Here is an 8,529-nt window from a genome sequence, read left to right as displayed (position 1 = left end):
TCGGCGATGCGACAAGCACTAAACAAACAAACAGCAAATAAGGTACGGTCTCGCTCATTGGTTAGCCCCTGATTAAATAACAAATCGATTTCTTGGGGCGTGAGAATTTTCGATTGTCCATAACGATTGATTTTCATCTTTTAAACCCCAGTTTCCTCCCATACCTAAAACGATAGTCTTTTATAGGGGAGTAGGTCAAACCAAAGTTAGATTTAAACTGATTCAGATGAGCTATGTTGTTGTTGTTTTCTAATCGCACGAGCAATCAAAGGTGCTTTCTTTTCCAATCCTTCGAGTGTAATGTCACCATCAAGGTAAAGCTGATACCACTGTTGGCGCTGACGGATAACTCGTTCGTCATCTCGCAGGCGCAAGCGTTGTAAGGTAAATTCTGCTCTTTGACGTTCTTCAGGCGAAACTTTATTTGTTAATACTAATTGGAGAGAAGGAAGAATTATTTCAAACCAATCATCTCCGACTTGGATAGGGTCAAGCACCCGGTCATCTAATGTCCGCTTGCTGCTATTAATCCAACCAGAAGCGAAGCGATAATTACTCCATTCATAAGCTAAATTAAGATAATTTTCGCAACTCAAATAATGGTCTACTGTTCCCACAGGTTCGTACATGACAGAGTAGCCACACAGGTTGCCAAAACCATCAGCTAAGTTACTTTTGAAGGGCGACCAATAATCTCTAGGTCTTTTGTTATTGAAATTTTTAGCTAACCAATTATTCCCCGGTTGTCGTACTTTTTGGTCGAATTCTCGTGGTTCGGGTGGTGGGTTAAATCGCATCATGTCCGATGCGCCTCCGTTTTGATAATCCAACGAGGCCAAAATGGGTCATGTCCGGGAAGTAGTCGTTCGAGTTCAAGTTGAATTTGTGCGGGGGTTCTTAAGTGTTCGGGAAAGGCATTCATGTTATCATGGCGCATCCAAGCTTCGGCGGCTTCAATGGTGATTTCTGCTTGTTTAGAACGCGCTTGTTTGAGTCCAAAAATTTCTGAGGTTAACCAGCCTACTGTATCACCTTGTTTTGTCCAAGAAATTTCATTTAATGTGACTTGTTGCTCTTGTAATTCAAATAAGAATAATCTATCTATTTCTTCATTAAAAATAGGTTCTAGTGAAGCTAATACTAAGGGAGAATGGGTAGTAGCAAATGCTTGTATTTTCATCTGTTGTTGTAAGCCTGCCGCGACTTCTAAAACGGCTGGCAGAATTGACCTTTGCCACTGGGGATGCAGGTGAGATTCTACTTCATCCATGAGTAGTGTAATTTGCCCTACTGGTGGTTTTTTTCGCAGTTTGGATGCTTGCAGGTGTTCGTACCAAGTCCAAACGAGTAAATAAGCTAGTCCTAAAATGCGCTTCATTCCGGCTGAGGCGTGGATAATTGGTACAGTTCCGTAGGGCATTTTAATTGTCGGAATATCGCGCACATCTTCTACAGAAATTCGTATGGGTTCTCCAGGTTCTATCGATTCATCAGGATGGGGTGAAAGTTGTTTAATAACGCGAGATAACAGTTGAAAGGTTGTTTTATTTGGTTGATTTTGCCATTTGACCCAATCTTGAATTAATCCGTTGGATAAAACTTTATCGTTGTTATCTTTTAAACCGTTCCAAAGCGTGTAATGACTGAAATGATACGCGGTGGAAAGACTACGAGCGGGATCAAAAACTGAGAAGCCACCATCAACACGGACGTAAATAACTAAACTGTTTAGTAAGGGAGGGAAAGTGAGGTCACGCCATTGTTGTTGTTCAAAATCAAAATAGCTGTGAAAGCTTTTAATTTCACCATTTGTTTGGTTGTTGAAGCTGACAGAAATTTGGGGAGTTTCTTCTGTCAATTGAGGCCATGCGGGATTGTCTGCCCAAGTTCCGGTGAGGGAACACCAGATAATATCTAATAAAAAAGTTTTTCCTAGTCCGTTATCGCCTGTGAAAATATTCAGTCTATCGGCAAATTCTACATCAAATTGCGGTGCTGGGCCGACTCGCTTGAGGTGCATTTCTTTTAACATTTCACTATCCTATAACTACATCACGTCTGTCGTGCATACATCCTTTGTTCGATCGCTTGTAAATGAATTAGCTCGTCCTGGCTAATATAGGACTGTTTCTGGAGAAAATTAAGAATAATTTGCTCTAAATCGTTTAGTTTATCTTGTTGTCTTTTCAGATTTAAAATTCGACGTGCTTGTTCAAGTTCAATTTCATCGACTTTCAGCACATCTTTAGGCACTAAATTCAGAATACTGGCTCCCATGTCTACTTTCAAGCTGCCTATTAAAGATAAGTTCAATACTTCTCCCCAATACCCATTCCATTTCAACAAATCAGAACCATCTTTCATATAATTTAAATTTACCCTAACTAAATCGCCTACCCTAAATTTTTCTGGCTCGATTGTTTGTTGGTTTTCTTGCTCAAGTTGGGAATTTAAAGTACAAGTGTTGGTTTTCAGGTGTGCGATCGCTTTTATAGTTGTATCAGCTTGTCCTGTAGAAATCACCTGCAAAATACGCTCTCGCCATAGCGGTGGTGATTTGAGTAATTTGTAAGCCGCATCAATAGATTGGTTATTTAACACTCGTTTCCAGGCAACAGCTAACTGGGCGTACTCTTGTTCCATTAAGTCAATCGCCTTCAACACTTTGGAAGCTCGAGTGTAACTGCTACCACCTATTCCTACCCGTGCTGCTACCCGATTGCGGGTACGCCTCGCTTCTGGGTCGGTATTTAAAGAGTTTGCTATCTCTTGCCGTTCGGGTAAATTTACCCGAACGGTGTCGTCAGAATTGACTTGGTTCTGTTTGAGTGCAGCAACTTGTCTTTGCTTGGCAAAAGCAGCTTCTACCATCTCCCAACACCACCCCTCCCGTATGCGTTGCTCTAGCGTTCGATTTCTGTAAGTATTTTCTCGCAATAGCAACCCTAGTTCTTCAATGGGAGAATTAAACTCTCTTACTTCTACTGGCACTACTGACCAGCCCAAGATTGTGGCAGCACGGTTTCGACGATGTCCGCTGATAATAATCCCTCTAGGAGTAACGATTAAGGGACGAATTTCCCCCCCCGATTTTGATTAATTCCAATAAATCAGAAACATCTTCATCCGCTCCATAAATACAAGCATTCATTGGATGAGGGCTTAATTTCAAGGGACTGATCAGCTTTGTTGATAGTGGGATTGGGTATTCATCATTACTGTACTCATCGCATTGCATAACCTACTGATGGTCTCTTATTTTATACACTTTAATAAATTATTATACAAGTGTATAAAGCTGGTTTAGAGGCAATGGCATTTAAGGAATACATTTGCTGCCTCGTTAGGGTAGAGTTTCTTCAACTATGGAAGTAGATGGCAAAATAAGGATGCAGAGTTAGGAAAATTAAAGGTGAGAGCGCCAGACTTTTTTACTCATGCCTCACGACTGGTTTGCTTATTAGAGCAATTATTAAGCGAAGGTTGGAACCAGACGACTTTGGCTGGTGCTATAGGCGTTTCTCAACCGACAATCAATCGTTGGTTAGCTCAAAAGAATTTGCCTGAAGTTAACTCGAACAATTTTCGAGCATTAGCTAAAGTGAGCGGTGGCGATGCTCGCTCCTTACAACTGTATCTAGATGGGCAGATTTCTTTAAATGAGTATCGTCGAGGAGTTGGTGTGGAGAATGCTACTTTTACAAGCAGCCATCATAACAGCGAACAGATCAAGGCTCAAATCTTAGCTGCCATTCCAATGTTAGAACCTGCTGATATTGCTGAGGTGATTTCTTTTTCGGTAAAAGCTCTAACTTCTCACCAAGCTTAACCAATTTCCTCAAATTCATTGACGATCGGTGCGACTCTTTTGCCATATTAATATATCAGAATCCGGTTGAGTAGGGTAGTTTTACCTGATCCTAAATAGCCTGTGAGAATTGTTACGGGGATGGAATTTGATGCTCGATTGGGCATGGAACTGTTCCTAATTTGAGTAATGAGGTTTGCTCTCGACCTCAAAAAACAGCTAACGCTGATAGGTGTGGGAAATCTCGAGAAAGAAACCTAACTCAGATGATTCAAACACTTATCGGGCTAAATTTTCAACTAACTTCCCAGCAAGAGGTAGCCCTCAAAAAGATTGCTGAATTTCTCACTAGTTCCAAACGAATGTTCGGATTATTTGGATATGCGGGGACGGGAAAATCAACTATCGTCAATTTAGTAGCAGAACAATTAGTAAGTGCTGGAAAAAGGGTTGTATTTACAGCACCAACTAATAAAGCAGTGGGAGTACTGCGACGAATGGCTGCTGAAAAAAAAGTACAAGGAGTAGATTTGATGACTATTCATCAGCTACTAGGATTAGCTCCAGTTAAACAGGGACAACAGAAAATTTTGAAACAAGTTTCACCATCGCTGCTTTATATGTACGATATCATCTTTTTAGATGAGTGCAGTATGGTGACGGAAGAACTATGGAATATCATTGAAGAGAGAATCAATAATGCGCTACTATTGGGCAGTAATCGGCAACTTATTGTGATGGGCGACCCGGCTCAATTACCACCTGTAAATGAAGAGATAAACGAGAGAAAATCTCAATCTTTCAACGTACCTGATAAAGCAATTTTAACCGAGGTAGTTAGGCAAGGTACAGGTAGTCCATTGTTAGAGTTTGTTACTGCTTGTCGCCTAGCTGTGAAAAGTAAAAAGGTATTCGAGCCATTTTCAAAATTTAATCCAGATAAGAAGAATGGAGCATTTTTAGTCAAAGAACAAACTTTGTTGAAATATGCTTTAAAGAAGTTTTCTGCCAAGTTTAATCGAGACCCTGATTGCTTCCGCATCCTCTGCTACACTAACGAACGAGTCGCTTACTGGAATCAGAAAATCCGAGCCAAAATCTACGGGAAAGATGCGCCAAAATTTGTCATAGGGGAAAGGTTGATTAGCAAAGCACCAGTTATAGCACCAGATGGGAAAACAATTATTTTAGCGACTTCAACAGAAGTGGAAGTGGTTGAATTTGTAGAGGATAGATATTCAGGTTACAAAGCTTGGAATGTTAAGGTAAAAACAGAAGCGGGAGAACTTCGTCAAATTTACATTCTGCATGAAGATGATGTTCGCAAATTCAAGCGAGATAACAACAGATTGCTACGGAATGCTAAGAGAAATCCTAGCTTGTGGAAAGCATGGTACGATCATTGTGAAACTTTCGCCCAGATGCGTAATTGTTGGGCGATTACGGTGCATAATTCGCAGGGCTCTACTTTTATAGAAGTGGGAATTGATAGCAAAGATATTCGCCGGAAAGTAGCGACTAAATTGTTGTATTTAGCTCGAATTAATCCAGATAGAAAAGCTGAGTATCTTAAGGAATATCGGGACAGTGTTCGAGCTTGTAATCAGCTTTTTTATGTAGGAGCAAGTCGGGCGAGGAACCGAGTTTTCATTAATACTTGAAACCATTATAAGTAGTCGGACAAAAGTAAAAGACTCTGTGTTAAGTAAAGTTAACAAGCCTGAAACCTTTACTGTTCCCTGTTCCCTTGTCCTTATAGTTCACTTTATTTTTGTCCAACTGCTTATACTGCTGATATTAAAGGCTTTTTCAGCATACTTTAGAATTAGTTACTTAGCAGTTAATGTAGCTGTCTGCAAAACTGCTTCAATATCATAATCGCTCGGTAACATAATTACTTGGTAATTGTAGTTAGTTAAAGGTTGAGTATGAGGATGATTATCCAATAAGTTTTGCACTGCATCACAAAATGTATCTTCTCCGTACTCTTCCAGTAGTAAACTTAGTTTCATGACACATTTTTGTAGCTGTTGGTTTTTGATTGAAGATTGTTTCATCTTGATTTTACCTAATACTTAAATGAGAAACTGGCTTTTTGTTTGCTCGCCCGCGATAGCGGTAGCTAAAAAAAAGCTAGTATTTACCACTGCGATGAAACTTACCGCCAAATGAAATAGTGAGGAAATTGAAGTTTTTACCAACCCGCTAATGCGGGTTTTTTATGTAATTCGATTTATCGCACTTCAAAAACAATTTAGAGATTAAGTATGTCCAATTATACATTTGTACCGCCCATCTGGATTATTTGTCCAAATGAAGGATTAAGGTTGAGAATTGCTATTGAGTCAGAATTGTTGGGAACAATTAGTGATGGCGAACAACTTCAAACAATTATTCGTTATCAAAGATTTGGGACTAGTCCTGCTAATGGAGATTTCATCGAAGGTGCTGCTGCCGTTACTTCTAGTGCAGGATTAGTCATAGGAATTCATCGAAGATTGTACGTTACTTGGTTGGCTCCTGCATTAAACCCAGCACTAAATTATAGTCGTTATTTTGTGACGATTTTGGCATTGCCAACAACGATGTCTTCTCCTCCCAACGAGTATCCGGCTGCTATTAGTTTATTGGGAACGCAGCGTTTTTGCGAACCATCTAATTTGCCAGAAGATATCAACAGGCAACCACCATTTTCTCTTGAATAACTTAACCGCGAGTGCGGTCAAGGGTAGCAAAACTTCTGTTGTTATTGTTACCCATGAAAAGTTTACTCGAAATTCCCATAATTGATTCCAAAACTCGGATTGGAGTTCGGCAGCATTTACGAAAAGAACCCTACCAAATTAAGAGCAAGAAAGATTTAATTCCTCATCTCAACCGGGATTTAAAACATGGTTGGCTCTTACCAATTTTAGCGCAAGTAGACCGTTACCTTTGGGGGAGATGGGATTATTGGGCAAGGTGTCAAGCTGTTCCGGCTCATGCTTGGACGAGATGGCAAATGGAACCGATGTTAGCTCTTCTAGAAAATCGAAAACCCGAACGATTACCCAAATTTGTAATTCAAGAAACGCTACCGAATGAACCAATACCTCAAATTGAATGGCAGCATTCAAGCATAGCAGAAAGTATGCTAAACAATACGCTTAATTGTATTCCCAAACATGGGGAATGGCGAACATGGAGTGCTTGGGAATATTTGGAATATTTCTTACATTGGGCTTTGTTTGGTTTTGGTCATCCGGCATACAAAAGTTTGCCAAAAGAACCAGCAGGTTGTGAAGGTGCATCAATGCGTTTGTATCAGGTTTTCGATTTGTCTGCTCTCCTACTTTATCCTGAAGATTATTTAGGTAGAATTCTGCCTGATATTTGTGGTAAGAAAGCTCAAAGAAATGCCGGATTTTACCCGACCCCGTTAGTGGTTGCTAGTTTCATGTCTCAAGTAATTAGTCATGAAGAAATTGACCGAACTGCTAGTTTTTCTGAACCTGCTTGTGGAACGGGTGCTTTGATGTTGGCACAATCTAATAATTGTTTGTCTGGTGTTGGTCAAGATATCGACCAGGTTTTGTTAAAGTGCGCTTTATTTCAGTTTTTTCTTTATGCACCTTGGTTGGCAATACCGATTTGGTGGTTGGGTCAAACTGATTTGTTACTTGGTAATAGTTTATTAGCCGAAAAGCCTGAGTCGATGAATGCGGTTTATTGGTATGAAGAATGGTTTGAAACTGTTGAAAATAGGGAAGTAGAAGAAAATATTGAACCAACAATTGAGATAGTGGAAGCCCCGGAAATAGTAGTTCAAGAAGTAGTGCAGGGTAAACGCAAACCGAAACAGAATTCAGCTTCAGGTCAGCAAATGACATTGTTTAATTTGGAAGATTTTGCTTGAAAGCTACAATTCCAAATAAATGATAAAAATTCAAACGTAAGTAACATTTCAGGAAATTGAAGCAATCTTATGTAACGTATACACTACTTCTAGCGTTACATAAGATTTGATGGTAATTCCTTCCCAACATAAAAACTAACTACCTTAAAGAAGAGAACTGAATTACAGTAGTGCGAGCGTATAGGAAGCAGTTCCTAATTTCGGTTTATCTTATGTAACGGTCAAAGTAATCTAAGCGTTACATAAGACTCAATTTTAGTGAAATTAGACAAGCGACTATTGTCGCTTTTGCGATGAAGTGAAATAGGTGAAAACCATGCAAAATGTTAACTTCATCGGCTACAAATGTGAAGTCAAAGTTAGTCGGTATGCTCATGGCATCTCTCCCTGCCTACATTTAGTGGATACTGAAGGAATGCCTATAGCAACAGCCACAGTCAATGTGCCTAATCTTCAATTACCGCCTGATTATGTTGTCATCAAAAATTATTCGGAAAATGAAGGAATTTTGCCAGCACTGGTAGCCGCTCAAATTGTACATCCAACTGGACAAACAGTGCCAATCGGTCACTGCATTGGCTATATTTGTCAACTAGCTCCTGAAGTAGCAGCACAACTGCCATCTGTTGAACTTAATAATATTAAGGTTTAAAACCTTTTGGTAGAAAGATAAAAACTCCGCAGGACTGCGGAGTTTTTTAGGCAGATGCTACTAGCAGTAAAAATGATGATTAAGGCACTCTTGACTTGACGTCAAATTGAGAAACTTATGCTTCGCCAATGTCGTGCAGTTATTCGCTCACTTAATAATACTCTGCCAAAAAGC

9 protein-coding genes and 1 pseudogene are annotated in these 8,529 nt (G+C 39.8%); 5 read left to right on the top strand and 5 right to left on the bottom strand.

Annotated elements, in window-relative coordinates; translation table 11 throughout:
* Positions 1-212 precede the first annotated feature (212 nt).
* From ACE1B6_RS10175 to ACE1B6_RS10165, 3 genes are read right to left on the bottom strand one after another with little or no spacing between them, the layout of a single operon-like run.
* Entirely contained in the window at positions 213-800 is a 588-nt protein-coding gene (locus ACE1B6_RS10175) for a hypothetical protein (protein WP_413257134.1), read from the bottom strand.
* Positions 797-2,032: an AAA family ATPase gene (locus ACE1B6_RS10170; RefSeq protein ID WP_413257133.1), complete on the bottom strand. Its 1,236-nt coding sequence runs from the start codon at positions 2,030-2,032 to the stop codon at positions 797-799. The genes ACE1B6_RS10175 and ACE1B6_RS10170 overlap by 4 nt, the downstream gene beginning before the upstream one ends.
* Positions 2,033-2,052: 20 nt before the next feature.
* A complete protein-coding gene (locus tag ACE1B6_RS10165; RefSeq protein ID WP_459562994.1) occupies positions 2,053-2,991 on the bottom strand; it encodes a hypothetical protein in 939 nt (312 codons plus the stop codon).
* Positions 2,992-3,412: 421 nt separating this feature from the next.
* Here ACE1B6_RS10165 and ACE1B6_RS10160 point away from each other — a divergent pair, with 421 nt between their 5' ends.
* Complete coding sequence (locus ACE1B6_RS10160; protein ID WP_413257132.1) at positions 3,413-3,829, top strand: XRE family transcriptional regulator; 417 nt, start codon at positions 3,413-3,415, stop codon at positions 3,827-3,829.
* Positions 3,830-3,879: 50 nt separating this feature from the next.
* Here ACE1B6_RS10160 and ACE1B6_RS10155 read toward each other — a convergent pair.
* Positions 3,880-3,975: pseudogene (locus tag ACE1B6_RS10155) on the bottom strand (GTP-binding protein); the annotation flags it as partial.
* A gap of 99 nt (positions 3,976-4,074) precedes the next feature.
* Here ACE1B6_RS10155 and ACE1B6_RS10150 point away from each other — a divergent pair.
* Positions 4,075-5,469, top strand: a complete 1,395-nt coding sequence (locus ACE1B6_RS10150; RefSeq protein WP_413257130.1) for an ATP-dependent DNA helicase — start codon at positions 4,075-4,077, stop codon at positions 5,467-5,469.
* 168 nt (positions 5,470-5,637) lie between these two features.
* Here the strand turns inward: ACE1B6_RS10150 and ACE1B6_RS10145 are convergent, their stop codons facing one another.
* Positions 5,638-5,865 carry a hypothetical protein gene (locus tag ACE1B6_RS10145; protein WP_413257129.1) on the bottom strand — a complete coding sequence of 76 codons (228 nt, stop codon included), beginning with the start codon at positions 5,863-5,865 and terminating at the stop codon, positions 5,638-5,640.
* Between the two features lie 210 nt (positions 5,866-6,075).
* Between ACE1B6_RS10145 and ACE1B6_RS10140 the strand changes: the two genes are divergently transcribed.
* The 3 genes from ACE1B6_RS10140 to ACE1B6_RS10130 all read left to right on the top strand — a co-directional run bounded on the left by ACE1B6_RS10140 (position 6,076) and on the right by ACE1B6_RS10130 (position 8,355).
* Positions 6,076-6,513, top strand: a complete 438-nt coding sequence (locus tag ACE1B6_RS10140; protein ID WP_413257128.1) for a hypothetical protein — start codon at positions 6,076-6,078, stop codon at positions 6,511-6,513.
* Positions 6,514-6,566: 53 nt separating this feature from the next.
* Positions 6,567-7,703 (top strand): class I SAM-dependent methyltransferase, encoded by a 1,137-nt coding sequence (locus ACE1B6_RS10135; RefSeq protein WP_413257127.1) that lies wholly within the window; start codon positions 6,567-6,569, stop codon positions 7,701-7,703.
* Positions 7,704-8,019: 316 nt separating this feature from the next.
* Positions 8,020-8,355 (top strand): hypothetical protein, encoded by a 336-nt coding sequence (locus ACE1B6_RS10130; protein WP_413257126.1) that lies wholly within the window; start codon positions 8,020-8,022, stop codon positions 8,353-8,355.
* Positions 8,356-8,529 lie beyond the last annotated feature (174 nt).

The sequence above is a fragment of the Floridaenema fluviatile BLCC-F154 genome (assembly GCF_041929135.1).
GTDB classification, from domain to species: Bacteria; Cyanobacteriota; Cyanobacteriia; order Cyanobacteriales; family Aerosakkonemataceae; genus Floridanema; species Floridanema fluviatile.
This window is presented reverse-complemented; position numbering and strand designations above follow the sequence as displayed.